This window comes from Streptomyces sp. NRRL F-525, assembly GCF_000716605.1.
Lineage (GTDB): Bacteria > Actinomycetota > Actinomycetes > Streptomycetales > Streptomycetaceae > Streptomyces.
In genome coordinates this window covers 1-24581 of record NZ_JNXE01000029.1, presented here as the reverse complement: position 1 = coordinate 24581, position 24581 = coordinate 1, and the positions used below count along the sequence as shown (strand labels likewise).

Sequence of the window (24581 nt, the reverse complement as noted above, 5' to 3'; positions counted from 1 at the left end):
GCGGCCCGCCGCCACCTCTGGTTCAGCGGTCGCGCTGCCACCAGTCGAACTTCACGCACAGCTTCCCGCCGAGCCAGTACTCGACCCAGTCGCCCAGTTCCACGGGCGAGCAGTTGGCCGGGTGCGTCGGGGCGGGCGGTGTGGTGGGTGCGGTCGGCTTGGTCGGCTCCGGGGTGACCGGGGGCGTGGGTGTCGTCGGTGTCACGGGGGCGGTCGGGGTCGGGTCCTCGGTGCGGCCGAACAGGACCGAACGGTAGACCTGGGACGACTTCGGGTTCTGGGAGCACTGCCACACACCGTGCGGGCAGTAGTCGGTCACCGTGTTGTACAGCGGCTTGTGCTCGTCCATCCAGGCGAGCATGCGCTTCATGTACTCCGCGTTGTCGCCGTTACGGAAGAGTCCCCATTCAGGATAGGAAATGGGCTTGCCGTGGGATTTGGCGAAGTCCACATGTGCCTGAAGTCCGTAGGGCTCTTTCACCTGTTCGTCGAACGTCAGCCCGGACGGCTGGTCGTACGAGTCCATTCCGACGATGTCGACCGTGTCGTCCCCCGGATAACACTGCGTCCAGGGAACGGCGTCCCGGCCGCGGCTCGGATCGAAGTCGAACCGGAATTTCTGGCCCGGCACCGAGCGCATCGTGGTGACGATCCTGTTCCAGTACTTCTTCCAGGCCTCCGGGTCCGGCCCGCAACGAGAGGTGTACGTGGTGCCGTTCATCTCCCAGCCGAGCACGATCACCGTGTCCGGCACCTTCAGGTCGACCAGCCGCTCGGCGAGGGCCTTGAAGTGCTGATCGAACTGACCGGCCGCGCCCTGCTGGAGCAGCTGCCGCACCTGCCAGTCGGAGACACCGTCCTCGTTGTGCTCCTGCATCGGCACGTTGAGGACGAGCATCCGGTCGGACTTCTCGGTACGCCAGTCCGCCCACACGTCGAGGAGACCGGGGGCGCCCTCGATGTCGCTCCAGTGATTGCCCGGCAGGTAGGTGTGGCCGACGCGCAGTTCGGCCCCGCCCAGCCAGCTGCTCAGCGCCGCCATGCGGGCCACACCGCGGGCACCGGAGTCGAGGAAGGCGCCGAACGCGGGCGCCTGCTTCGGCTCGGGGGTCTTGGTGGCCTCGGGTGCCTTCGCGGGTTCCGCGGCGGTCGGGGTCGTGGGTGCGGTGGCCGTGGTCGGGGTGGTCACGGGAGCAGGCGGGTCGGTGACCCGCGTCACCCCCGCCGCGAACCCGGGACCCGACGCGAAAGCCGCCGACGCGGCGACCGCGGCCGCGATGAAGGCGAGTCGTCCGGTCCGGGACCGTCGCTGCTGTGGGGCCATGCCTGCTCCTCTCTCCACTCTCGTGCGCTGTTCCGACTTTGCCTTTCCTTCTACTGACACTCAGTCATATGAATATGAATTACGCCACCGCCGTTACGGCTTCCGAGTTCCCCTATCGCCCGCACGGGTGAACCGAACCGAAGGAAACAGTCCGTGTCGCTGCTCGACATCCGTGTCCCCGCAGTTCTGTTGCGGATCGACCGGAATCCCTTTCACCACGGAACGCTGGGTGCCGTGCGTTCGCTGGGCCGGGCGGGAGTGGAGGTGCATGTGGTCGCCGATTCCGCCGGAAGTCCCGTACGCAGCTCCCGCTTTGTCTGCCAGATGCATCCCCCGCCGGCGCCCGGCGCGTCTCCCGGCGAGATCGCCGGCACGCTCCGGCGGGTGGCGGCGCGGATCGCGCGTCCCGCCGTGCTGATCCCGATGGACGACGCGAGCGCCGTCGCGGTGGGCCGCCTCGGCGACGAACTCGCGCCCTCCTACCTGCTGCCGCAGCAGCCCGGCGCGCTGTCCGAACGGGTCGCGGACAAGGCCGAACTGGCCGCGGTGTGCGCGGGCGCGGACATCCCGCACCCGGTGACGCTGATCCCGGAGAGCCCGGCGCAGGCCGCGACCTTCGCGTGGCAGCTGGGGCTGCCGGTGGTCGCGAAGTGGAGCCGGCCCTGGCTGGTGCCGGCCGGGACCGGGCTGCGCAGCACGGTGGTGGTGCACAGCGCGCAGGAGGCGCGCGAGTTGTTCCTGCGCGCCGAGGAGGCGGGCAGCCGGCTCCTGTTGCAGGCGTTCCTGCCGCCCGGGCCGGACCGCGACTGGTTCTTCCACGGGTACGCCGACCGGTCCGGCGCCGTGCGCGGCGGTGGCACCGGCCGCAAGCAGCGGGCCTGGCCGCGTGGCGCGGGGCTGACGGCGGTGGGCCGCTGGACGCCCAACCCGCAGGTGCAGGCGCTGGCCGAGCGGCTCACGGCCTCGCTCGGCTACCGGGGCATCCTCGACCTGGACTTCCGCCGCTGCGGTTCGACCGGCCGCTACCACCTGCTCGACTTCAACCCGCGGCCCGGCGCCCAGTTCCGGCTCTTCGCCGACTCCGCGGGCCTGGACGTCGTCCGCGCCCTGCACCTCGACCTGACCCACCGTCCGCTGCCCGACGGGTCGCCGCGGCCGGGTCGGGTGTTCGTGGTGGAGAACTACGCGCCGCTCAGCGCGCTGCGGCCGGCGCTCGGCGGACGCGAGCTGGCCTGGCACGCGCCGGACGACCCGGGGCCGGGCCGTGCGATGTGGGGGCTCTGGGGCCGGCATGTGCTGCGCAAGGTGTGGGAGCGGCTGGGCGGTACGGGCCCGGCGCCGCGCACGGCGGAGGTGCGCGTGGTCCGGCAGGCGGGCGAGAGCCACCCCAACGGGCCTGTCGAACCGGCCGAGTTGACGAAGGTGACCGAGTTGAGCGATGACGAGAAAGCGAGCAGCTGCTGATGTACGACCTGCTGGTGGTGGGCGCGGGCCCGTACGGCCTGTCCATCGCGTCCCACGCCGCGGCCGCGGGGCTGAACCTGCGCGTCTTCGGCCGGCCGATGGCGTCCTGGCGCGACCACATGCCCCGGGGCATGTTCCTCAAGTCGGAGCCCTGGGCCTCCAACCTGTCGGATCCTGAGGGCCGTTGGCCGCTCGACGTGTACTGCGCGGGCCAGGGTGTGGAGTCCCGGCACGGGGAGCCGATCCCGGTCGAGATGTTCGCCGACTACGGCCTGTGGTTCGCGCGCAACGCCGTCCCGGAGGTGGACGAGCGGACGGTGGAGCGGATCGCGCCGGTGCCGGGCGGCTTCGAGGCGGTGACCGACGACGGCACGGTGCTGCACGCCCGGACCGTCGCGCTCGCGGTCGGCGTCATGCCGTTCGTCGAAATCCCGTCCGCACTGCGGGGGTTGGGCCGCTCCCTCGTCTCGCACAGCAGCCACCACAGCGCGCTGGACGAGTTCCGCGGCAAGGACGTCACGGTGATCGGCGGCGGCCAGGCGGCACTGGAGACGGCGGCCCTGCTCGCCGAACAGGGCACGCGGGTACGGGTGTTGGCACGCGCCGACGAACTCCTCTGGAACGACGTGCCGCCCGCGTGGGAGCGCCCGTGGTGGCAGTCGGCCCGCTCCCCGCACAGCGGCCTGGGCCCCGGCTGGCGCAACTGGTTCTACTCCGAGCGCCCCGACCTCTTCCGCCGCCTCCCGGAGTCGACCCGGGCCAGGATCGCGGCCAACGCCCTTGGCCCGGCCGGTGCTTGGTGGGTGCGGGACCGGTTCGAACCGGCGGTGGAGGTGCTGCTCGGCCATGAGGTCGCGGCGGCCGACGTGGTGCCGGGCGGGGTGCGCCTGGAGACGGTGAGCCGGGCCGGCGGTACGCGGAACCTGGACACCGAACACGTCATCGCGGCAACGGGGTTCACGGCCACGGCCAACCGACTCGGGCTGCTCTCCAGCGAGTTGAGGGGTTCCCTGGCCACGGTGGGCGACGGTTCCCCCGAGGTCGACCGGGACTTCGAGTCCTCGCACCCCGGCCTCTTCATGGCGGGCCTGGTGACGGCCTCGGGCTTCGGCCCGGCGATGCGCTTCGTGCACGGCGCCACGTTCACGGCGGGCGCGCTGGTGCGGGGAGTGGAACGCCGGCTGCGCTCGGAGCCGCGCGGCGGCATGATCCCGGCACCGGGCCGACGGGGCGCGCCGGCCTTCGTACGGCGCTGACGGCGCGGGTGTGCCGGGCGGTGACGTCCGGCACCCCGTGCGTCTTACCTACGGGACGCGATCCGGCCTCGTCGGTAGAGGATCGTGCCACCCGCGATCAGCGCGGCACTGACACCGGACGTGGCCAGCATGGCCTCACTGCCGGTGTGCGCCAGAACGGGCGGCGGGGTGTGCTCCCCACCGGAGGGCGGAGGCGTGTGGTGCCCGCCCGTGGGAGGGGGCGGGGTGTGGTTGCCGCCGGTGGGAGGCGGCGTGTGGTGCCCACCGCTGGGAGGCGGCGGAGTGTGGTGACCGCCCGTGGGAGGCGGGGTGTGATGCCCACCAGTCGGAGGCGGCGTGTGGTGTCCGCCGGTCGGAGGCGGAGTGTGGTGCCCACCCGTGGGGGGAGGCGGGGTGTGATGAGGGGGCGGAGTGTGGTGAGGCGGTGGGGTGTGGTGAGGCGGCGTGTGCGGAGGGGGCGGCGTGTGGTGGTGCCCGCCCGTGGGCGGCGGCGTCTCCTCGCAGTCCGGGGTGCCGTAGCCCGGGTGGTGCCCATGGCCGTACCCGGTGTGATCCCCGTGGCCGTAGCCCGTGTGGTCTCCGGAGCCGTACCCCGTGTGGTCCCCGTGGCCGTAGCCCGAGTCACCCCCGGAGCCGTAACCCGAATCGTCCCCGTAGCCGCCGTAACCCGAATCGTCGTCGGAGTCCCCGTACGACTGCTCGGCCCACCGGTGGTACTCGCTGTGCCGGTGCCCCTCCTTGCCGCCGGCACAGGAGTTGCCGAACGTCGGGTTGAGCCCGGACACCCCGTCGGCGGTGTTGCCACACGCGTTGACCGGTGCGTCGATCGGGACGTCGATGCTGTTGCCGGACAGGACGCCCGGCGAATCCTTGGCAGCGCCGCCGGTGTACGAATCGGCCAGGGCGGGGCTGCCGCACAGGGACAGAATGCTCGTCGCGGCGGCCGCCGCGACCATTCCCTTACCCAGGGTCTGTCGCAATCTCGTTGTCTTCCTGCTTGAAGTGGGAAAAGCCGGCCTTGGAAACCTGTCCAAGGCCGGCCATGAAACAGCCGGAACGGCTGGGGTGCTACGTCGTCAGTCGTTGACGCAGGTGTTGCCGAACGCCGGGTTCAGCAGGCCGATCACGTCGATCGAGTTGCCGCACACGTTGACGGGGATGTGCACGGGAACCTGGACCACGTTGCCCGAGAGGACACCCGGCGAACCGACGGCCGCACCCTCGGCACCCGCGTCGGCGAAGGCCGGGGCGGCCATACCGAGAGCCATGATCGCACCAGCGACAACAGCAGCGCTCTTCTTCATGAACGTTCCCTTCTCTGCGGTCATGCCCACCATGACCTGCAGCCTGTAAAACGAGGGATAGACGCAGGAAGAAACTCAAGAACGCGTGTCACCTGACAATTCACTCGATCGTCCGCACCGAATTGACGCGATGGGCGCACGGATGCAGAAACGCTTCTCTTCAAGGGGGAGTCAGGAAGAGGACCGCAATGCGAAACGGCCAGGGCGGCCCGCACGGAGATTTCCGACGGGCCGCCCTGGCCGCTTTATTGACGAACGGTCAGCTGCCGATGGCGCCGTTGCCCGACAGCACCGGGATGTTGTCCGCGATGTGCGACAGCGGCTCGTCGCCCTTGGCCTGGGTCGAGTTCTCGGCGCACTGCTGGTTCTGCGGGGCCGAGAGGACCGGCACGTCCTGGAGGACGGTGACCGGCACCAGCACGCCCACGATCGAGGCCGCGTTGACCTTGGCCGGCAGACCGACACAGAGCTTGTTCAGGTCGCCCTGGGCGAGCCCGAGCTGGGGGCTCATGTCGCCGGCCGTCTTGGCGTTGCCATAGGCCTGCTCGGCACCGTTCCCGTTGACCGTGGTGACGCCGTTGTCGTTGCCGATGGCCAGCGCCTGCGGGGCGGCCGTCGCCGATACGCCGACGACGGAAGCCGCGACAGCCGTCGCAGCCATTGCCTTCTTGAGCATTTCTGCGGTCCTTTCCTGGCAGAGACACAATTCCTGCTCCCCCATCAACAGAGGTCGGCCGGATTGGTTGCGTGTCTTCACCCGGTTGGATTCATCTGGGCCATTGGAGTGAATCGGAGCAACCATGCGGCCCGGTGCCAGTTGTTCAGGTCGCTCCGGTGGACGGGGTTACTCCAGAAGGGACCACGCAAGTGATCAAGAAGGTTATGGCTGCTGCGGCTGTCGCCGCTTCCGTCGTCGGAGCCTCGGCTGCCGTCGCCGCCCCGGCGATGGCGATCGGTAACGACAACGGCGTCACCACGGCGAACGGCAACGGCGCCGAGCAGGTCTACGGCAACCAGGCCACGTACGGCAACATGAGCCCCCAGATGGCGCTCATCCAGGGCTCGCTGAACAAGCCCTGCATCGGCCTGCCCGCCAAGGCGAACCTGGCCTCGCTGGTCGGCCTCGTGCCGGTCACCGTCGCGCAGGACGTGCCGATCCTCTCCGCGCCGCAGAACCAGCAGTGCACCGAGAACTCCACCCAGGCGAAGGGCGACGAGCCGCTGTCGCACATCCTGGACAACATCCCGGTCCTGTCGGGCAACGGCGCCTCGGGCAGCTGACCTCGCGGACACGCACAGCGGGCCGCCGATCTCTCGGCGGCCCGCTGGTCTGCCTCGCCGGGACGCGCGGAAGGCGGCCGAGGAGTTCGGGAAGCTGCGCGCGGCCCGTCCGCTGGTCCCCCGCGGACAGCAGCCCCTGCCGAGCGACCCGCCGCGGATCTCCCGGCGCGTCCCCGCGCGAGGCAGCCAATTCACTTACACGCGAGCCGACTTATTGCTCCATTCAGGGCAAAGGCCGCAACCAAACCAGTCATCACTCAGTTGATCATCGCGCGGCTCCGCAACGGGAGTCCGTCCTCCGAAAGGGTTTGAACATGAAGAAGCTGTGGGCGACCGCGGCTGTTGCCGCCTCCCTCGCCGGTGCCACCGCCGCTGTCGCCACCCCGGCGATGGCGATCGGCAACGACGACGGTGTCACCACCACCCAGGGCAACGGCGCCGTGCAGAAGTACGGCAACCAGGAGACCAAGGGCGACATGAGCCCCCAGCTCTCCCTCGTCCAGGGCACCCTGAACAAGCCCTGTGTCGGCCTGCCGGTCAAGGCGAACCTCGCCTCGATCGTCGGCGTCGTGCCGGTCACGGTCCTGCAGGACGTGCCGATCCTCTCGGCCCCGCAGAACCAGCAGTGCACCGAGAACTCCACCCAGGCCAAGGGCGACGAGCCGCTGTCGCACATCCTGGACAACATCCCGGTCCTGTCGGGCAACGGCGCCTCGGGCAGCTGACCTCAGCACCACGCACCACAAGAAGCGGGCCGCCGAGCACATCGGCGGCCCGCTTCTTGTTATGCCTGTTTCGGCCTCGCGTACAGGGCCTCGATGTCCTCCGCGTAGGCCGCCGTCACCACGTGCCGCCTGAGTTTCAGGGACGGGGTGAGGAGGCCGTTGTCCTCGGTGAACTCGCCCTCGATCAGGGCGAAGGCACGGATGGACTCGGCGCGGGAGACGGCCTCGTTGGCGTGGTCGACGGCCTTCTGGACGTCGGCGCGCAGGCGGGGGTCCTCGACGAGGTCGGCGAGCGGGGTGTCGGCGGGGAGCTTGCGGACCGCGAGCCAGTGGGCGAGGGCCTCGGGGTCGAGGGTGATCAGGGCGGCGACGAAGGGGCGGTTGTCGCCGACGACCAGGCACTGGCCGACCGGGGCGCGGCTGCGCAGGCGGTCCTCCAGGACGGCCGGGGAGACGTTCTTGCCGCCGTTGGTGACGAGGATGTCCTTCTTGCGGCCGGTGATGGTGAGATAGCCGTCCTCGTCGAGCGCGCCCAGGTCCCCGGTCGCGAACCAGTCGTCCTTCAGTACGGCGTCGGTGGCCGCCGGGTTGTTCCAGTAGGCGCCGAAGACCACCCCGCCCTTGATGAGCACCTCGCCGTCGTCGGCGATGCGGATGGTGGTGCCGGGGACCGGGAGGCCGACCGTGCCGGGGCGGGGCCGCAGGGGCGGGACGACGGTGGCGGCGGCCGTCGTCTCGGTGAGGCCGTAGCCCTCGTAGACGATGATTCCGGCGGCGGAGAAGAAGAGGTTGAGGTCGCGGTCGAGCGGGGAGCCGCCGCTGATCGCGTAGCGCAGGCGACCGCCGAGTTCCTTGCGGATACGGCGGTAGACCAGCAGGTCGTAGAGGGCCCACGCGGCGTAGAGGGCGGGGCCGGGGCCCTTGCCGGTGCCGAGGAACTTGTTGAGGTAGGCCTCGCCGAAGCGGACGGCGATGCGGTCGGCGCGGTCGAAGGAGGCGGCGCGGCCCATCTTCTCGGCGGTCGCGCGGCCGGCGTCGTGGATCTTCTCGAAGAGGTACGGCACGCCGACGAGGAACGTTGGCCTGAACTCCCTTAGCGCCGGGCGGAGTTCGTCGGGCTTGATGCTCGGGCAGTGGCCGATCTCGATGCGGGCCATCAGGCAGGCGATCTGGAGGGTGCGGCCCATGATGTGCGCGAGCGGGAGGAACAGGAGCGTCGAGGCGACCTGGCCGGTGACCTCCGTGAAGAGGGGGTGCAGCAACTCGACCAGGTTGGCGGCCTCGGTGTGCAGGTTCGCGTGGGTGAGGACACAGCCCTTGGGGCGGCCGGTGGTGCCGGAGGTGTAGCAGATCGTCGCGATCGTGTCGGGGGTGAGGGAGGCGCGGCGCTTGGTGATCTCGTCGTCGGGCAACTCCTCGCCCAGGGCGGCGAGTTCGGCCATGGCTCCGGCGTCCAGCTGCCAGACGCGCGGGGGTTGGGGGTGGCGGGCCGTGGCGGTGGTGACCGTGTCGGTGTTCTCGGGGGTCTCCGTGACGACGAAGCGGGTGCCCGAGTCCCTTACGATCCACTCCACTTGGTCCGCGGAGGAGGTCGCGTAGATCGGTACCGTCTGGCCGCCGGCCGCCCAGATCGCGAAGTCGAGGACCGTCCACTCGTAGCGGGTGCGGGACATGACCGCTACCCGGCCGCCTGGTTCGAGGCCTGCGGCTATCAACCCCTTTGCCGTGGCGGTGACTTCGCTTGCGAAGGCGGTCGCGGTGACGGGGTGCCAGGTGCCGTGCTGTTCGCGGCGGAGGACCACGGTGTCGGGGGCCTCCGCCGCGTTGGTGAACGGGAGGTCTGCGGTGCTGCCGGTCGTCGGGCGCGGGGCGAGGGGCAGCGTGCCCGCCTCCCGTACGACGCCCCGCTCGTCCCTGGTGAGTTGGACCCGGGTGCGGGCCGCCAGGTCGGTGCGTTGCCGCGCCCGCTTCAAGTCCTTGCGTACGCCCATGACGACTGCTCCCGGTCGACGGTGGCTGGGGCGTCAACTTACTCGCAAGTAGGGGAAGGTCAATGGGGTCTGTGCGGTTCCGGTGGGTTCAGTCCGTTCGGCGTGCCTCGTCGATCGCTTCGGCGAGTTGGCGTACGTCCTTGTCCTCCGTCTTCCTCGCCAACGTGTGGGCGCGGGCGGCGAGTTCGGTGAGGCCGGGGTTGCCGGGCAGGGTGCCCGTGCTGTCCTCGGGTGAGCGGAGGGTGTCGGCGAAGTAGGCGGCCACGGCGGTGACCTGGAAGGTGTTCGGGGCGCTGGTCAGGGAGTCGTGCAGGGCGCCGGTCTCCAGTTGGCCCGAATCCTCGTGCGGGGCGCGGGTGTTCGGGTCGAGCCAGCGGACGCTCGCGGTGGCGAGGTGACCGTCGGCGCCGGGCCTGGTGCGGACGGCGTAGAGGGCGGTGACGGTGTGGCCGGGGCCGATCTCGCCGCCGTCGACGTTGTCGTTACGGAAGTCGTCGTCGGCGACCTTGCGGTCCTCGTAGCCGATGAGGCGGAACTGGGCGACCGTCTCGGGGTCGAAGGCGACCTGGGCCTTGGCGTCGCGGGCGGTGAGGTCGATGTTCTGCGGGAGTTGGTCGACGAAGACCTTGCGGGCGTCGGCGTCGTCCGAGATGTACGCGGTGTGGCCGTCGCCCTTGTCGGCGAGTTTCTCCATCAGGGCGTCGCCGTAGTCGCTGCCGACGCCGACGCCGAAGAGGGTGATGCCGTGGTCGCGGCGTTCGTTCGCGATGCGGTCGAGGATCGAATCGGCGTTGGTGTCACCGGAGTTGGCGAGGCCGTCGGAGATGAGGACGACGCGGTTGGTGGCGCCTTCGCGCAGGCCCTCGGTGGCGGTGGCGTAGCCGGTCTCGACGCCGGCGCCGAGGTTGGTGGAGGACTGGGTCTCCAACTCGTCGATGGCTTCGTGGACTTGGCCGCGGTGGCCGTCGAGGCGGGTCATCGGGAGGACGGTCTCGGCCTCGTCGCTGAAGGTGACGAGCGCGACGGAGTCGTCGTCGCGCAGGCGGTCGGTCATCTCGTCGAGGGACTTCTTGGCGAGGTCCAGGCGGCCCGTCTCGCTCATGGAACCGGAGACGTCGATGACGAACGTCAGGGCGGCGGGCGGGCGTTCGTCGGTGGAGTCGGCGGTGCGGGTGGCGAGGCCCACGCGGACGAGGGACCAGTTGGAGCTGTCGGTGCGGGCGCCGTCGACGGTGACCGTGAAGCCGTTGCCGTCGGGGCGGTCGTAGTCCTGGCGGAAGCTGTTGACGAACTCCTCGGGGCGGATCGTCGACGGGTCGGGGCGCTGGCCGTCGGCGAGGACGCGGCGGGCGTAGCCGTAGGAGGCGGTGTCGACGTCGAGGGCGAAGGTGGAGAGGTAGTCCGGGGACGGGGCGATCTTGTCGGCGGGGGTGCCGGTCTGCTCGCCGTCCTGTTCGCTGCTGTTGTCGCCGCCGGTGGCTACGGGTGGGGCCGGAGCCGGGAAGCCGGTGCGGTTCCTCGCGTTCGAGGTGTTGGAGTGGCTGCCGTCGCCCGCGCCGCAGCCGGTGAGGAGCAGGCCGCTCGCGGCGGTGAGGGCGAGCAGGGTGGTGCGCAGTCGCCGGGGTTTCCGGGTGCGGTGGTGGGCGTGCTCCTGCCTCGGTCGTGTTCGGTCGGTCTGGTGGGTCTTCATCTCCCGTGCCCCCTCGGTCCGTTGACGTCGGCTTCTTGCGACTGTGACGGCGGAGGGGGCGGGAATGTGCGCTACGGGGAGTTGCGGAAGCGTCTCGAAGGGGTCGCGATCATGGCCCGTCGAGACCGGTGGGTGATGCTCCGGTGACCTAGGACACGATGTCCTTGCGGGCGAAACCCCTGAAGGCCAGGGCGAACAGCACGATGGCGTACGTAACGGAGACCGCCGTGCCCTGGATCATGCCGGACCACTCGGGATGGGGTTGTACGGCGTCCGCCCAGGCGAACTGCCAGTGTGCGGGCAGGAAGTCGCGCCAGTGGCCGAGGGCCGTGACGGCGTCCAGGACGTTGCCGACGATGGTCAGGCCGACCGCTCCGCCGACCGCGCCGAGGGGGGCGTCGGTCTTGGTCGAGAGCCAGAACGCGAGCCCGGCGGTGACCAGTTGGGACACGAAGATGAACGCCACGACCACCAGCAGGCGTTGGGCCGCCGTGCCCGCGCCGATCGCGCCGCCGGTGGGCAGCTCCAGGGGGCCCCAGCCGTAGGCGGCGGTGCCGACGGCCAAGGCGACGACCGGGAGCAGGATCATCGCGGCCAGGCTGAGGGTCAGGCCGACGACCAGCTTGGACCAGAGGAGGCGGGCTCTCGGCACTGGTGCCGCGAGCAGATAGCGCAGGGAGGACCAGCTCGCCTCCGAGGCGACCGTGTCCCCGCAGAACAGGGCGACCGGGACGACCAGGAGGAAGCCCGCGGACACGAACAGGTTCACCGCGGCGAAGTTGGCGCCGGACGAGGTGGCCGTGTCCATCAGCGTCAGCTGGGAGCCGCGGTCGCCCGGGGTGCCGCCGATCGCGAAGGCGGCGACCAGGATGAAGGGCAGCGCGGCGAGGATGCCGCCCATGACCAGCGTGCGGCGCCGCTTCAACTGCCGGACCAGTTCGACCCGTAGGGGCAGGGTGCGGCCCGCCCGGTAGCCGGAGGCCACCTCTACGGGCTCGGCGAGCGTGCTCATGCGGAACCTCCGATCAGGGTGAGGAAGGCGTCTTCCAGTCGGCGGTGGGGGCCGAGGGAGGAGACCGGGACCTCCAGGCGGACCAGCTCTACGAGGAGGCGGGCGGCGGTGAGTGTTTCAGTGCCGTCGGTTTCGCGGGTGGCGTTTGCGAGAGTGCCCGAGTGTGCGGCGGCTTGTAGTTGTTCGTCTGCTGCGCCGTCGTGGCTGGGCGCGCTCCGCGGCGGAGCCGCTGATGGATGCAGCCCCGCGCCCCTCTGGGGCGCTGCCGTCAGGCGTACCAGGAGGGCGCCCTCTGTTCGTGTTGCCGACTCGACCCCGGGCAGGGCCGCCACCTTCTCCACCAAGGGGTCCGGAATATCTGTTGCGAGGCCGACCAGGAGGGAGTCCCCGGAGCCGACGATCTCGGCGACCGGGCCCGCCTGGACCAGGCGGCCGCGGTCCATGACCACCAGGTGGGTGCAGGTCTGTTCGACCTCGGCGAGGAGGTGGCTGGAGACGATGACCGTGCGGCCGGCTGCCGCGTAGCGGATCATCACCTCGCGCATCTCGCGGATCTGGGGCGGGTCGAGGCCGTTGGTCGGTTCGTCGAGGATGAGGAGGTCGGGGAGGCCGAGCATGGCCTGGGCGATGGCGAGGCGCTGGCGCATGCCCTGGGAGTAGGTGCGGACCGCGCGGGCGAGCGCGTCGCCGAGGCCCGCGATCTCCAGGGCCTCCTCCAAGTGGGCGTCCTGGGGCGGGCGTCCGGTCGCCTGCCAGTACAGCTCCAGGTTCTCGCGGCCGGAGAGGTGCGGGAGGAAGCCCGCGCCCTCGACGAACGCGCCGACCCGGGAGAGGACGGGGGCACCCGGGCGGATCGCGTGGCCGAAGACCCTGATCTCACCGGCGTCCGGCTTGATCAGGCCCATCAGCATGCGCAGGGTGGTCGTCTTGCCCGCGCCGTTCGGACCCAGGAGGCCGAGCACCTGGCCCTTCTCGACGCGGAAGGACAGGTCCCGTACCGCGTACCGGTCCGCCGACTTCGCGTACCGCTTGCTCAAGTCGGTGATCTGGAGCGGGACTTCGGCAATGGCGGGGTCGGGGGGCGTCGATGCCGTACGCCTGCGTCCGGTCAGGAGCAGGGCCAGCGCGATCGCCACGCCCGCGAGCGGGAGCCACCACACCCAGGACGGGAGCGTCGCCGCCGCGGTCGTGACACTGGGGGCCGTCGGTACCTTGAGGTCGCTCTTCAGGGTGACCGTGTACGTCGCCGGGGCCGCCGGGGAGGCGTAGCCCAGGTCCGTCGAGGCGAGGACCAGGCGCAGGTGGTGGCCGCTCTGGACGTCGTAGTCGATGGCCGGGAGGGTGATCGTGACGTCCTTGCCGGACTTGGTGCCGTCGACCCTGAAGGGGGTCACCAGCTGGGAGGGGAGCACCTGTTGGGTGCCACCGGGGCCCACGTCGTAGACCTTGCCGAAGAGGACGGTGTCGTCGCTCGTCGACTTCACGTGGACGGTGACCGTGGGCGAGCCGGTGATGCGGAGGCCGGTGGTGAGGGGGGCCGAGTCGAACGCGGCGTACTGGCCGGGGAAGTCGAGGGAGACCCCGATGCCCAGGGAGGAGAGCTGGGACAGGCCGCCTGTGCTGCCCAGGCCCGGCAGGGCCGAGATCGCGGGTGGGCTGGCGCCGGCCGGGTTGGTGAAGGACTGTTCGCGGCGGCCGGTCAGGGCGATCGTGCGCGGGTCGCTCTCCAGGCCGGGGTACGCGCTGCCGCTCGCGCCGCGCAGCAGGGCCGCGCCGTCCGTGGAGTCGACGCCTCCGGTGCGGGTGACGCGGAACGCGGGGCCGGTGTCGGTGTTCTTGTCGTCCTTCAGGTACCGGTCGAACCAGGACGTCACGCGGGCCTGGACTCGGCTCGTCTCCATGTCGCCGCCGTCATGGCCGCCGGCGATCCAGTCGACGTCCACGGGGGCGCCGTTCGCGCGGATCGCCTTCTCGGCGGCGTCGGCCTGGCCGAGCGGGAAGAGGGAGTCCGTCTGGCCCTGGAGCAGGAGGGTCGGCACGTTGATGTGCGTCGCCACGGCCGACGGTGAACGGGCTTCCAGGAGTGCGCGGGCCTGGGCGTCCGGCTTGCCCGACTCGGCGACGCGGTCGTACATCTGGCACAGCGCGGGCTCGAACTTGGCGCAGCCGCCACCGGAGTTGATGAAAATGCCGGCCCAGAGCTTCTTGAAGACGCCGTTCGGGAACAGGGCGTCCGCGAGGTTCCAGTACGTGATCGCCGGGGCGATCGCGTCGACCCGGTCGTCGTAGCCCGCGGCCAGGAGGGAGATCGCGCCTCCGTAGGAACCTCCCGCCATGCCCACGCGCGGGTCGCCCGGCTTGTCCAGTTCCACGTCCGGTTGCTTCGCCAGCCAGTCGATCAGTTTCGATACGTCCTTGACCTCGCCGGACGGGTCGTTCAGGCCGATCTTGCCGGTGGACTTGCCGAAGCCGCGGGCGGACCAGGTGAGTACCGCGTAGCCGTCCCGGGCCAGGGCTTGGGCTTCTTTTCGTACGTCTTCTTTGTTGCCGCCGAAGCCGTGCGCAAGGAGGACGGCGGGGCGGCGGGTCGATCCGCCTGTTGTGAAGTACGAGGTGTCCAAGGTGACGCCGTCGATCGCCATCATCCGGTCCGATTGGTGGACCGGGGGTTTGGTGTCGGACGCTGCGGCCGTCCAGGTGCCGGCGGCGGCGAGCACGACGACGGCCGCGGTGGCTGCCAGCCAGCGCCGGGGGTGTCGTAGTCGTCGTAGGCCTTGTCGCCCGGGCAGTCGAAGATCCATGCGTTCAACGGTACGGGGCGTCTCTGACAGTTGGGGCAGACCCTGGGGTGAACCGGGGATGGCTGTGTACCGCGCTGGGAGTACGGGCTCTGGGTCGGGGGGTGCTGTTGCGTTGCCGGGTGCGGGTGCGTTGGGGCTGAGCGCGCAGTTCCCCGCGCCCCTAGAGGGCTCGCCCCTTCGGGGCCTCGTCCTCCTCGGGGAGTGAGATCAGCCAGCGGGTCTCTCTGCGCGGGCGCAAGTACAGGGCCCAGTACAGAGTTGCTGCTGTGACTATGCCGCCCGTCCACAGCAAGTAGGTCGTTTCCTGCTGGGTGAGGATGTAGGCCAGGACTGCGATCAGCAAGATCGGCATTGCGGGCCACAACGGCATGCGCCATGCGTGTGTGTGGCGGTGATGGCCTCGGCGGGACAGTAGGGCCGCCACTGCCACGAGCAGGTACATGCCGGTCACCGAGACGCCTGTCACGCCGTACAGGGTGTCCAAGTTGACGAAGCAGAGGATCGCGCCGGGGATGCCTACGGCGAGGGTGGCCACCCAAGGGGAGCCGAAGCGGCCGAGTTTGGAGAAGACCGTGTTGACCGGCTGGGGCCAGGCCTTGTCCCTGGCGGAGGCGAAGAGGACTCGGGAGTTCTGGATGACCATGACGATGCCCGCGTTGATGATCGCCAGGGCTACGCAGAGGCTGACGAAGGTGCCCACCGCGGAGTTGGACCACGCCGTCACCATGGTGCTGATGTCGCCGCCTGTCAGGGTCGAGAGGTCGGACGCTCCCATCGTGATCGCCACCACCGGGACCAGGATGATCACCGTCGAGATCGCGAGGGTGGCCAGGACCGTGCGGGCCACGTTGCGGCGCGGGTTCTCCAACTCCTCGGAGAGGTAGACCGCCGTTGAGAAGCCTTGCGTGACGAAGAGGGCTATCGCCAGGCCGGACACCACCAGCATCGCCGTCACCGTGTCTGTGTGGCCGTGCGTCCCCGCTACCTGCATCGAGGTGAGGCTGCCGATGCCTCGCTGGCTGTGGGTGAAGCCCAGGAGCGCCACGACTCCCGCCGCTATGACCTCCAGGACCAGGAAAATGCCCGTGATCCACGCGTTGGCGCGCAGGTCCAACAGGCCTGCCAGCGTGGCCAGGAGCATCACACCCGCGCCGGTCATGGACGGGTTCAGGTGGGCTATCGGGGCCAGGTAGTCCGCCGTACCCATCGCTATCACCGGCGGGACGATCATCACGACCAGGAGGGACAGGACGAAGACCAGCCAGCCCGCGAGCCTGCCCGCCAGCGTCGACACCATCGCGTACTCGCCGCCCGCGCTGGGGATGAGGGTGCCCAGCTCCGAGTAGCAGAACGCCACGGCTATGCAGAGGACCGAGCCGATCGCGATCGTGAGGGCGGTCGCGGTGCCGAGCGAGCCGAACAGGTCGGGGACGACCACGAAGAGCGTGGAGGCCGGTGTCACGCAGGAGAGCGTGAGGAGCGTGCCGCCGACGATGCCGATGGAACGCTTCAGCTGCTGCGGGCGCCCGGAGGTGTCCGGCGCCTCGGCTGTGGCGGCTTCGGCGGCTTCGGCGGTGGAGAGGGTGTCGGTCACGCGCTGATGGAACATTGACGAAACCGTCACGTCAATGGGTGTTCACCTACGGAATTCGTTGATCGAGAGTGGATGGAGCGGCCTATTCGGCATCTCGACGCAGTGTCGGTCCCGGTTCGGCTCGGTACGGGAACCGCAGTCGTCGTAGGCGAAAAAATGGGGCCGTCCGCGATGCGGACGGCCCCGTTCAGGGTTTCTCAGTGGTTGCGCGGGAAGCCCAGGTCCACGCCCGACGGGCCGTCGGCCGGGTCCGGCCAGCGGGTCGTGACGACCTTGCCGCGGGTGTAGAAGTGCGTGCCGTCGTTGCCGTAGATGTGGTGGTCCCCGAAGAGGGAGTCCTTCCAGCCGCCGAACGAGTGGTAGCCCACCGGGACGGGGATCGGGACGTTGACGCCGACCATGCCGGCCTCGATCTCCAGCTGGAAGCGGCGGGCGGCGCCGCCGTCGCGGGTGAAGATCGCGGTGCCGTTGCCGAACGGGGAGCTGTTGATCAGCGCCACGCCCTCGTCGTACGTGTCCACGCGCAGGACGCAGAGGACCGGGCCGAAGATCTCGTCCTGGTACGCCTTCGCCGTGGTCGGCACCTTGTCGAGGAGGGAGATGCCGATCCAGTGGCCGTCCTCGAAGCCCTCGACCGTGTAGCCGGTGCCGTCGAGGACGACCTCCGCGCCTTCGGCCGCCGCGCCCGTGACGTAGGACGCCACCTTGTCGCGGTGGACCGCGGTGATCAGCGGGCCCATCTCGCTCGTCGGGTCGTTGCCGGGGCCGATCTTGATCTTCTCGGCGCGCTCGCGGATCTTCTCGACCAGCTCGTCGCCGATCGAACCGACCGCTACGACGGCCGAGATGGCCATGCAGCGCTCGCCGGCCGACCCGTAGGCCGCGCTCACGGCCGCGTCCGCCGCCGCGTCGAGGTCGGCGTCCGGGAGGACCAGCATGTGGTTCTTGGCGCCGCCCAGGGCCTGGACGCGCTTGTGGTTCGCGGCGGCCGTGGTGTGGATGTAGCGGGCGATCGGGGTCGAGCCGACGAACGACACCGCCTTCACGTCCGGGTGCTCCAGGAGGCGGTCCACCGCCACCTTGTCGCCGTTGACGACGTTGAAGACGCCGTCCGGGAGGCCTGCCTCCGCGAGGAGTTCGGCGATCTTCAGGGACGCCGACGGGTCCTTCTCGGACGGCTTGAGGACGAAGGTGTTGCCGGTCGCGATGGCGATCGGGAACATCCACATCGGCACCATGGCCGGGAAGTTGAACGGCGTGATGCCCGCGACCACGCCAAGGGGCTGGCGGATCGACGAGACGTCGACGCGGCTGGCGACCTCCGTCGACAGCTCGCCCTTCAGCTGCACGGTGATCCCGCACGCCAGGTCGACGATCTCCAGGCCGCGCGCGACCTCGCCCAGCGCGTCGCTGTGCACCTTGCCGTGCTCGGCGGTGATGAGCTCGGCGATCGCGTCCCGGTTGGCGTCCAGCAGCGCGCGGAACTTGAAGAGGATCGTGGTGCGCTTGGCGAGCGACGAGGTGCCCCAGGTCGCGTACGCGTCCTTGGCGGCGGCGACGGCCGCGTCGACCTCGTCGACGGTCGCGAAGGCGACCTTGGTGGTGACCGCGCCGGTCGCCGGGTCGGTGACCGGCCCGTACGTGCCCGACGCGCCTTCGACGGTCTTGCCGCCGATCCAGTGGTTGACGATCTTCGTCATGCCCAGTTGCTCCTTCACAGATGGCGGCGTCGGGTGGAGACGTGCCGTTCGTACAGCTCACGTGCCTTGACCGCGGACGATCGGGTCGCGGTCGCGGCCACAGGTACATCCCACCAGGCCTGCGCGGGAGGCGCGCCCGACACAGTGTCTGCGGTTTCGGTCTCCACGTAGACACATGTGGGAGTGTCGGCCGCCCGCGCCACGGCAAGCGCTTCACGCAGGTCGCTGACGGTCTTCGCACGCAGCACCCGCATGCCGAGACTGGCCGCGTTGGCGGCGAGGTCGACGGGCAGCGGGGCGCCGGTGTAGGTGCCGTCGTCGGCCTGGTGGCGGTAGGCCGTGCCGAAGCGCTCTCCGCCGACCGACTCGGACAGGCCGCCTATCGACGCGTACCCGTGGTTCTGTATCAGCAGGACCTTGATCGCGATGCCCTCTTGTACGGCGGTCACGATCTCCGTCGGCATCATCAGGTACGTGCCGTCGCCGACCAGCGCCCACACCGGCCGGTCCGGCGCGGCCAGCTTCACGCCGATCGCGGCCGGGATCTCGTAGCCCATGCAGGAGTAGCCGTACTCCAGGTGGTACTGGTCGAACGACCGCGTCCGCCACAGCTTGTGCAGATCGCCGGGGAGCGAACCGGCCGCGTTGATGAGGATGTCGGACTCGTCGACGATCTCGTCCAGCGCGCCCAGGACTTGGGGCTGTGTCGGTCGTACGTCGGGTTCCTCGGCCTCGTAGCAGGCATCGACGCGTTGTTCCCAACGCTCCTTGTCCTCGCGGTACTCGGCGATGTACGACTCGGTGACCCGGTACGCGTCCTGGCCCAACTCCCCTGCCAGCGCGGCCAGTCCGCTCCGCGCGTCCGCGATCAGCGGCTGCCCGGCGAGCTTGTGGCCGTCGTAGGCACCGATGTTGAGGTTGAGGAAGCGGACGCCGGGGCGTTCGAAGAGGGTGTGGGAGCCGGTGGTGAAGTCGGTGTAGCGGGTGCCGACGCCGATCACCAGGTCGGCCAGGCGGGCGAGTTCGTCGGCGGTCGCGGTGCCGGTGTGGCCGATGCCGCCGACGTCCTGGGGGTGGTCGTGGTTCAGGGAGCCCTTGCCGGCCTGGGTGGAGGCGACCGGAATGCCGGTGGCCGACGCGAACTCCGCGAGGGCTGCCTCGGCGCGGCTGTGGTGGACTCCGCCGCCCGCGATGATCAGGGGGCGCTTGGCCTCGCGAACTGCCCTTACCGCTTCTGCGAGTTCGGCCGGGTCGGCGGCCGGGCGCCTTACGTGCCAGGTGCGTTCGGCGAAGAACTCGTCCGGCCAGTCGTACGCCTCGGCCTGAACGTCCTGCGGGAGAGCGAGAGTTACGGCTCCGGTCTCGACCGGGTCGGCGAGTACGCGCATGGCTTGGAGCGCCGCCGGGATCAGGGCCTCGGGGCGGGTGATCCGGTCGAAGTACTTCGACACCGGGCGCAGGCAGTCGTTGACCGACACGTCGCCCGCGTACGGGACTTCGAGCTGCTGGAGCACCGGGTCGGCGACGCGGGTGGCGAAGGTGTCGCCGGGGAGGAGCAGGACCGGGAGGTGGTTGATGGTGGCGAGGGCGGCGCCGGTGACGAGGTTCGTGGCGCCGGGGCCGATGGACGTCGTAACCGCGTGTGCGGACAGGCGATTCGACTGACGGGCGTACCCAACTGCCGCGTGGACCATGGACTGTTCGTTGCGGCCCTGGTGGAACGGCATCTCGTCGGTGTACTCGATGAGGGCCTGGCCGAGGCCGGCCACGTTGCCGTGGCCGAAGATGCCCCAGGTCGCGTCGATCAACCGCCGCCGTACGCCGTCGCGTTCGGTGTACTGGACGGACAGGAACCGTACGAGTGCCTGTGCGACCGTCAGCCTCGTCGTCGAGGTCATCGGTAACCACCTGTGCTTTCAACGTGGTCCGGGTGGAAGCAGATCCGCCACTCCCTCGTTCCACCCGGCCCCGCCATGACGTTCAGGTAGTACATGTCGTGACCCGGCTGGGCGATCGACGGGCCGTGCCAGCCATCGGGCACGAGCACGGCGTCGCCGGAGCGGACCTCCGCGAGGACGTCGGATCCGCCCTCACGGGAGGGGAATACGCGCTGATAGCCGAAACCGTTCGGGCCGTCGATCTCGAAGTAGTAGATCTCCTCCAACTCGGCTTCCTCGCCCGGCCGTTGTTCGTCGTGCTTGTGGGGCGGGTACGAGGACCAGTTGCCGCCGGGGGTGATCACCTCGACGGCGATCAGCTTGTCGCAGTCGAAGGCGTCGGCCGAGGCGAAGTTGCGGACGCGGCGCAGGCAGGTGCCGTCGCCGCGTCGTTCCACCGGAACCTCCGGCGCGGGGCCGTAGCGAGCGGGGAGTCGTCGCTCGCACTTCGCTCCTGCCAGGGCGAAGCGGCCTCCCGCGCCGGAGGCGATCTTGGCCTGGGCGTCGCGGGGCACGTACGCGAAGTCGGTGACTCCGGCGAACACGCTTTCCCTGCCCAGGAGTTGGAACTCTTCGTCCTCAATTCGCACGGTACATCCCCCGCCGAGCGGAAGCACGATCCACTCGCTGTCACCGGTGGTGAAGTGGTGTGTCCCGCCCGGCTCCAGCTCGACGACCCGCAGACTGCTGTGGGTCCAGCCGGCCCGCTTGGGGTCGATGTCCACGGCGTACTGCGCGTTGGCGGCCGAGCCCTTGGGGACGTACAGCTCGGGGACGTACGGCTCGGCGGTCGTCATAACGCGCCCCTCACAGCAGTCCTACGGCGGTGTCCACGGCGGCGGCGACGTCTCCGTCCGCCGGGTAGAGCAGCGAGCGGCCGACGACCAGGCCGCGCACGGTGGGGAGTTGGAGGGCGCCGCGCCACTTCTCGTAGGCGCCGTCCTGGTCGTCGCCGACCTCGCCGCCCAGCAGCACGGCGGGGAGCGTGGAGGTCTCCATGACCTGGGCCATGTCGTCCGGGTTCTCGGTGACCGGGAGCTTGAGCCAGGTGTAGGCCGAAGTGCCGCCCAGGCCCGAGGAGATGGCGATGGACTTGATGACGGCCTCGGCGGAGAGGTCGTTCTTCAGCTTGCCCTCGTCGGTGCGGCGGCTGATGAACGGCTCGACGAAGAGCGGGAGTTGACGCGCGGCCATGTCGTCGATGGCGCGGGCGGTGGACTCCAGGGTGGTGAGGGAGCCGGGGTCGTCGTAGTCGATGCGGAGCAGCAACTTGCCCGCGTCGAAGTTGAGGCGCTCGATGTCCTCGGCGCGGTGGCCGGTGAAGCGGTCGTCGAGTTCGAAGCTCGCGCCCTGGAGGCCGCCGCGGTTCATCGAGCCCATGACGACCTTGCCGTCGAGGGCGCCGAGGAGGAGCAGGTCGTCGAGGATGTCGGCGGTCGCCAGGACGCCGTCGACGCCGGGCCGGGAGAGCGCGAGGCAGAGGCGTTCGAGGAGTTCGGCGCGGTTGGCCATGGCGAACTTGTGGTCGCCGACGCCGAGGGCTCCGCGGGCGGGGTGGTCGGCGGCGACGATCATCAGGCGGCCGGCGTCGTTGAGCAGCGGGCGGCGGACGCGGCGGGCGGCGGCCTCGGCGATCGCTTCGGGGTGGCGGGCGCGGGTGCGGACGAGTTCGGAGATGTCGACGCGGGGGCCGGTGCCTGCGCCGGTGCCGGTGTTGCCTTCGTGGCCGGAGACGTCGTCCCCGTCACCCTGCTCGCCGTGCGCGTGCGTCACACCGTCCCCGCCTTCGTACTGGCCCTCGTACTCGCCCCCGTGCTCGGCGCCCGTCACACGACCCGCCCTCACAGCACCGCTCCGGCGGCGACGGCGCCCTCGACCTCGGCGACGGTCGGCATCGCGGAGGAGCACTCCAGGCGGGAGGCGACGATCGCGCCGGCCGCGTTGGCGTGGCGCATGATCTTCTCCAGGTCCCAGCCGGAGAGCAGGCCGTGGCAGAGCGAGCCGCCGAAGGCGTCACCGGCGCCGAGTCCGTTGAGGACGGTCACGGGGAGCGGGGGTACCTCGGCGGTCGTACCGTCGCGGTGCACGGCCAGGACGCCCTTGGGGCCCTGCTTGACCACGGCGAGTTCGACTCCGGCGTCCAGCAGCGCGCGGGCGGCGGCGTGCGGTTCGCGTACGCCGGTGGCGACCTCGACCTCGTCGAGGTTGCCGACGGCGACGGTGGTGTGGCGCAGGGCCTCTTCGTAGAAGGGGCGGGCCGCGCTCGGGTCCTTCCAGAACATGGGGCGCCAGTCGAGGTCGAAGACCGTCGTACCGGACTTGGCGCGGTGGGCGAGGGCCGCGAGCGTGGCCGTACGGCTGGGCTCCTCGCTCAGGCCGGTGCCGGTGATCCAGAAGATACGGGCCTCGTGGATCGCGTCCAGGTCGAGGTCGTGGGCGTCGATCTCCAGGTCCGGGGCCTTGGGCTGCCGGTAGAAGTACAGCGGGAAGTCGTCCGGCGGGAAGATCTCGCAGAACGTGACCGGGGTCGGGTACTCCGCGACGGGCGTGACCCAGCGGTCGTCCACCCCGAAGTCGCGCAGCGCCTCGTGCAGGTAGGTGCCGAAGGGGTCGTCGCCGGTGCGCGAGACGAGGGCGACCTCGCGACCGAGCCGGGCGGCGGCGACCGCGACGTTCGCCGCCGAGCCGCCGAGGAACTTCCCGAAGGTCGTCACCTGGGGCAGCGGCACGCCCGTCTGCAGCGGGTAGAGGTCCACCCCTAGCCGCCCCATGGTGATCAGGTCGTACGCCATCGACTTCCCTTCGCGCCCGCGCGAGCGGTCCCCCTGAGGACCGGATGCGGAGCGGCTTCGTTTCGGCTCTCCACGGTTTGTAGTCCCGGTGGCCGAGCCCTGTCAATGTTTTGTCCAGACATTCGGACGAGACGGGGGTGGGTTGGGGGTAAGGGCTTGCACAGTGACCGCCGTGTCAGGTTGTTCGTCGGGTGCGGGTCCGTTGTGGCTTGTCGCGCAGTTCCCCGCGCCCCTTACGGGGCGCTGTAGTCCCGTGGACTATGAGTGGATGTCTGTTGCTGCCGTGTACATCCGGCGCGGGCACGGGGCCGATGGGTCCTGGGAGACCGCGCTCGGGTCGCCGCATCCGCGCCTGCGGCCCGGGGTGATCAGTTATCGCGGGATGCGGCTCGACCTGGCGCGGCCGCGGGCTCGGCTGGAGGCGCCGATCGGGGCGGCTACCTTGCTGCTCGGGTTCGAGGGGTCGGTGCGGATCTCGCGGGCGGGGCGGCCCACGGCGACGCTGGGGTCCGTGTTCTGCGGTCCTACGACCACTGCGGCGCTCGGCGAACACAGCGGGCGGCTCGCGGGAGTCGAGGTGCTGCTGATGCCGTGGGCGGCGTTCACGCTGTTCGGTACGGCTCAGCACGAACTCGCCGACCGGGTGGTGGACCCCGACGAACTCCCGCACGTGCTCGGCTCCCGCTGGGCCGGGATCGGTGAACTGGCCGCCGGGCTGGCCGCGTTGCCGACCTGGGAGGCTCGATTCGGGCTGCTGGACGACGTGTTGACCCGCTGGTCGGCTGCCGGTACGCCGAGTTCGGAGCGGGTGGTGCGGGCCTGGTCGGAGCTGGTGCGGACCCGGGGCGCGGTGCCGGTGCCCCGGCTCGCGGAGGAAGTGGGCTGGAGCGTACGGCAGTTGGAGAACCGCTTCCGGGAACAGATCGGCCTCGGCCCCAAGGCGGCGGCGCGGGTACTGAGGCTGCAACGGGCCCGGCGGCTCCTCGCGTCCGGCCGCAGCCAGGCGGAGACGGCGGCGGTCTGCGGCTTCTACGACCAGGCGCACCTGAGCGGCGAGTTCAGGGCGATGACGGGGTGCACGCCGGGGCAGTTCGCGGTGGCGCGGGTGGGTCCGGCGGTGGCGCGGTCCGGGATGCCGGCCGGCGACCGGATGACGGGCGAGGCGACGAGTCTGTTGCTCGCGCCGGGCCGTAGTGCGGATTTTTCCAAGACCGGCCGGGCACGTTGATGCAGGCTGAGCGCCTGGCCGGTTGATCCCTGGGGACGCGAGGGTCCTCAGGGGGTCACCGGTCCGACGGGGGATGCGGGGGCAGCGGGCCGGACCTGTCGCAGCGGGTCCGGCCCGCCTTGGGTGCGTGTGGGTGGGGTGGGGTGGGGATCCGGGGCGCCTTGCCGGGGCCGGGACGGGGATCCGGCCTACCTCGCTCGGGGCCGACGCGGGGGATCCGGGCCGCCTCGGCCGGGGCCGGTGCGGAAGATCCGGGCCTACCTTCGCCGGGGACCGGTGCGGGAGATCGGGCCCACCTTCGCCGGAGCCGGTGCGGGAGATCGGGCCCACTTTCACCAGGGCCGGTGCAGGAGATCCGGGCCACCTTCACCAGGGCCGGTGCAGGAGATCCGGGCCACCTTCACCAGGGCCGGTGCAGGAGATCCGGGCCATCTCGCCACCCCGCCCCAGCGTGCCCGGCCCACCTCCCCACCCCGCACGCC

Annotated in this window: 19 protein-coding genes; 5 read left to right on the top strand and 14 right to left on the bottom strand. The window is 70.5% G+C overall.

Going from position 1 to position 24581, the window contains the following annotated elements; translation table 11 throughout:
- Window positions 1–22: 22 nt before the first annotated feature.
- Window positions 23–1324, bottom strand: a complete 1302-nt coding sequence (locus tag OO69_RS32965) for a glycoside hydrolase family 26 protein (RefSeq protein ID WP_033284535.1) — start codon at window positions 1322–1324, stop codon at window positions 23–25.
- 153 nt (window positions 1325–1477) lie between these two features.
- Between OO69_RS32965 and OO69_RS32960 the strand changes: the two genes are divergently transcribed.
- Window positions 1478–2788: a hypothetical protein gene (locus OO69_RS32960; RefSeq protein WP_033284534.1), complete on the top strand. Its 1311-nt coding sequence runs from the start codon at window positions 1478–1480 to the stop codon at window positions 2786–2788.
- Window positions 2788–4044, top strand: coding sequence for an NAD(P)-binding domain-containing protein (locus OO69_RS32955; protein ID WP_033284533.1), 1257 nt, complete (start codon window positions 2788–2790; stop codon window positions 4042–4044). Before OO69_RS32960 ends, OO69_RS32955 begins: the two co-directional genes overlap by 1 nt.
- A gap of 44 nt (window positions 4045–4088) precedes the next feature.
- Here OO69_RS32955 and OO69_RS53760 read toward each other — a convergent pair whose 3' ends face one another.
- From OO69_RS53760 to OO69_RS32940, 3 genes are all read right to left on the bottom strand, one after another.
- Window positions 4089–5024 (bottom strand): chaplin, encoded by a 936-nt coding sequence (locus OO69_RS53760; RefSeq protein WP_033284532.1) that lies wholly within the window; start codon window positions 5022–5024, stop codon window positions 4089–4091.
- Window positions 5025–5120: 96 nt separating this feature from the next.
- Complete coding sequence (gene chpD / locus OO69_RS32945; RefSeq protein ID WP_033284615.1) at window positions 5121–5348, bottom strand: chaplin ChpD; 228 nt, start codon at window positions 5346–5348, stop codon at window positions 5121–5123.
- Between the two features lie 259 nt (window positions 5349–5607).
- Window positions 5608–6024: a rodlin gene (locus tag OO69_RS32940; RefSeq protein WP_019056497.1), complete on the bottom strand. Its 417-nt coding sequence runs from the start codon at window positions 6022–6024 to the stop codon at window positions 5608–5610.
- 191 nt (window positions 6025–6215) lie between these two features.
- Between OO69_RS32940 and OO69_RS32935 the strand changes: the two genes are divergently transcribed.
- Both OO69_RS32935 and OO69_RS32930 read left to right on the top strand, forming a co-directional pair.
- The gene (locus tag OO69_RS32935) at window positions 6216–6629 is read left to right on the top strand and encodes a rodlin (RefSeq protein ID WP_033284531.1); all 414 of its coding nucleotides are present in this window, start codon (window positions 6216–6218) and stop codon (window positions 6627–6629) included.
- 314 nt (window positions 6630–6943) lie between these two features.
- Window positions 6944–7354 (top strand): rodlin, encoded by a 411-nt coding sequence (locus tag OO69_RS32930; RefSeq protein ID WP_033284530.1) that lies wholly within the window; start codon window positions 6944–6946, stop codon window positions 7352–7354.
- Window positions 7355–7413: 59 nt separating this feature from the next.
- On the opposite strand, the gene OO69_RS32925 is transcribed toward OO69_RS32930, so the two are convergent.
- The 10 genes from OO69_RS32925 to iolC all read right to left on the bottom strand — a co-directional run bounded on the left by OO69_RS32925 (window position 7414) and on the right by iolC (window position 22871).
- Window positions 7414–9345 carry an AMP-dependent synthetase/ligase gene (locus OO69_RS32925; protein WP_033284529.1) on the bottom strand — a complete coding sequence of 644 codons (1932 nt, stop codon included), beginning with the start codon at window positions 9343–9345 and terminating at the stop codon, window positions 7414–7416.
- Between the two features lie 88 nt (window positions 9346–9433).
- Window positions 9434–11035 carry a vWA domain-containing protein gene (locus OO69_RS32920; protein ID WP_078652670.1) on the bottom strand — a complete coding sequence of 534 codons (1602 nt, stop codon included), beginning with the start codon at window positions 11033–11035 and terminating at the stop codon, window positions 9434–9436.
- 148 nt (window positions 11036–11183) lie between these two features.
- Window positions 11184–12047 carry an ABC transporter permease gene (locus tag OO69_RS32915; RefSeq protein ID WP_033284528.1) on the bottom strand — a complete coding sequence of 288 codons (864 nt, stop codon included), beginning with the start codon at window positions 12045–12047 and terminating at the stop codon, window positions 11184–11186.
- The gene (locus OO69_RS32910; protein WP_033284527.1) at window positions 12044–14848 is read right to left on the bottom strand and encodes an alpha/beta fold hydrolase; all 2805 of its coding nucleotides are present in this window, start codon (window positions 14846–14848) and stop codon (window positions 12044–12046) included. Before OO69_RS32910 ends, OO69_RS32915 begins: the two co-directional genes overlap by 4 nt.
- Before the next feature lie 160 nt (window positions 14849–15008).
- The gene (locus OO69_RS32905) at window positions 15009–16442 is read right to left on the bottom strand and encodes an APC family permease (RefSeq protein ID WP_033284613.1); all 1434 of its coding nucleotides are present in this window, start codon (window positions 16440–16442) and stop codon (window positions 15009–15011) included.
- Between the two features lie 197 nt (window positions 16443–16639).
- Window positions 16640–18142 (bottom strand): CoA-acylating methylmalonate-semialdehyde dehydrogenase, encoded by a 1503-nt coding sequence (gene mmsA / locus OO69_RS32900; protein WP_033284526.1) that lies wholly within the window; start codon window positions 18140–18142, stop codon window positions 16640–16642.
- Between the two features lie 14 nt (window positions 18143–18156).
- On the bottom strand, window positions 18157–20040 hold the full coding sequence (gene iolD / locus OO69_RS32895) for a 3D-(3,5/4)-trihydroxycyclohexane-1,2-dione acylhydrolase (decyclizing) (protein ID WP_033284525.1): 1884 nt from the start codon (window positions 20038–20040) through the stop codon (window positions 18157–18159).
- The gene (iolB, locus tag OO69_RS32890; protein ID WP_033284524.1) at window positions 20037–20876 is read right to left on the bottom strand and encodes a 5-deoxy-glucuronate isomerase; all 840 of its coding nucleotides are present in this window, start codon (window positions 20874–20876) and stop codon (window positions 20037–20039) included. Before iolB ends, iolD begins: the two co-directional genes overlap by 4 nt.
- 10 nt (window positions 20877–20886) lie before the next feature.
- Window positions 20887–21756 (bottom strand): Cgl0159 family (beta/alpha)8-fold protein, encoded by an 870-nt coding sequence (locus tag OO69_RS32885; RefSeq protein WP_033284612.1) that lies wholly within the window; start codon window positions 21754–21756, stop codon window positions 20887–20889.
- Window positions 21757–21920: 164 nt separating this feature from the next.
- Entirely contained in the window at window positions 21921–22871 is a 951-nt protein-coding gene (iolC, locus tag OO69_RS32880; RefSeq protein ID WP_033284523.1) for a 5-dehydro-2-deoxygluconokinase, read from the bottom strand.
- A gap of 268 nt (window positions 22872–23139) precedes the next feature.
- Here iolC and OO69_RS32875 point away from each other — a divergent pair, with 268 nt between their 5' ends.
- Complete coding sequence (locus OO69_RS32875; protein ID WP_078652669.1) at window positions 23140–24099, top strand: helix-turn-helix domain-containing protein; 960 nt, start codon at window positions 23140–23142, stop codon at window positions 24097–24099.
- The last annotated feature ends 482 nt before the right edge of the window (window positions 24100–24581 follow it).

Bases quoted from the DNA above. Each gene is read 5' to 3' on its own strand.
- OO69_RS32965 (WP_033284535.1), bottom strand. From the start codon at position 1,324: ATGGCCCCACAGCAGCGACGGTCCCGGACCGGACGACTCGCCTTCATC.
- OO69_RS32955 (WP_033284533.1), top strand. From the start codon at position 2,788: ATGTACGACCTGCTGGTGGTGGGCGCGGGCCCGTACGGCCTGTCCATC.
- chpD (WP_033284615.1), bottom strand. From the start codon at position 5,348: ATGAAGAAGAGCGCTGCTGTTGTCGCTGGTGCGATCATGGCTCTCGGT.
- OO69_RS32940 (WP_019056497.1), bottom strand. From the start codon at position 6,024: ATGCTCAAGAAGGCAATGGCTGCGACGGCTGTCGCGGCTTCCGTCGTC.
- OO69_RS32930 (WP_033284530.1), top strand. From the start codon at position 6,944: ATGAAGAAGCTGTGGGCGACCGCGGCTGTTGCCGCCTCCCTCGCCGGT.
- OO69_RS32925 (WP_033284529.1), bottom strand. From the start codon at position 9,345: ATGGGCGTACGCAAGGACTTGAAGCGGGCGCGGCAACGCACCGACCTG.
- OO69_RS32920 (WP_078652670.1), bottom strand. From the start codon at position 11,035: ATGAAGACCCACCAGACCGACCGAACACGACCGAGGCAGGAGCACGCC.
- OO69_RS32915 (WP_033284528.1), bottom strand. From the start codon at position 12,047: ATGAGCACGCTCGCCGAGCCCGTAGAGGTGGCCTCCGGCTACCGGGCG.
- OO69_RS32910 (WP_033284527.1), bottom strand. From the start codon at position 14,848: ATGGATCTTCGACTGCCCGGGCGACAAGGCCTACGACGACTACGACAC.
- mmsA (WP_033284526.1), bottom strand. From the start codon at position 18,142: ATGACGAAGATCGTCAACCACTGGATCGGCGGCAAGACCGTCGAAGGC.
- iolD (WP_033284525.1), bottom strand. From the start codon at position 20,040: ATGACCTCGACGACGAGGCTGACGGTCGCACAGGCACTCGTACGGTTC.
- iolB (WP_033284524.1), bottom strand. From the start codon at position 20,876: ATGACGACCGCCGAGCCGTACGTCCCCGAGCTGTACGTCCCCAAGGGC.
- iolC (WP_033284523.1), bottom strand. From the start codon at position 22,871: ATGGCGTACGACCTGATCACCATGGGGCGGCTAGGGGTGGACCTCTAC.
- OO69_RS32875 (WP_078652669.1), top strand. From the start codon at position 23,140: ATGTCTGTTGCTGCCGTGTACATCCGGCGCGGGCACGGGGCCGATGGG.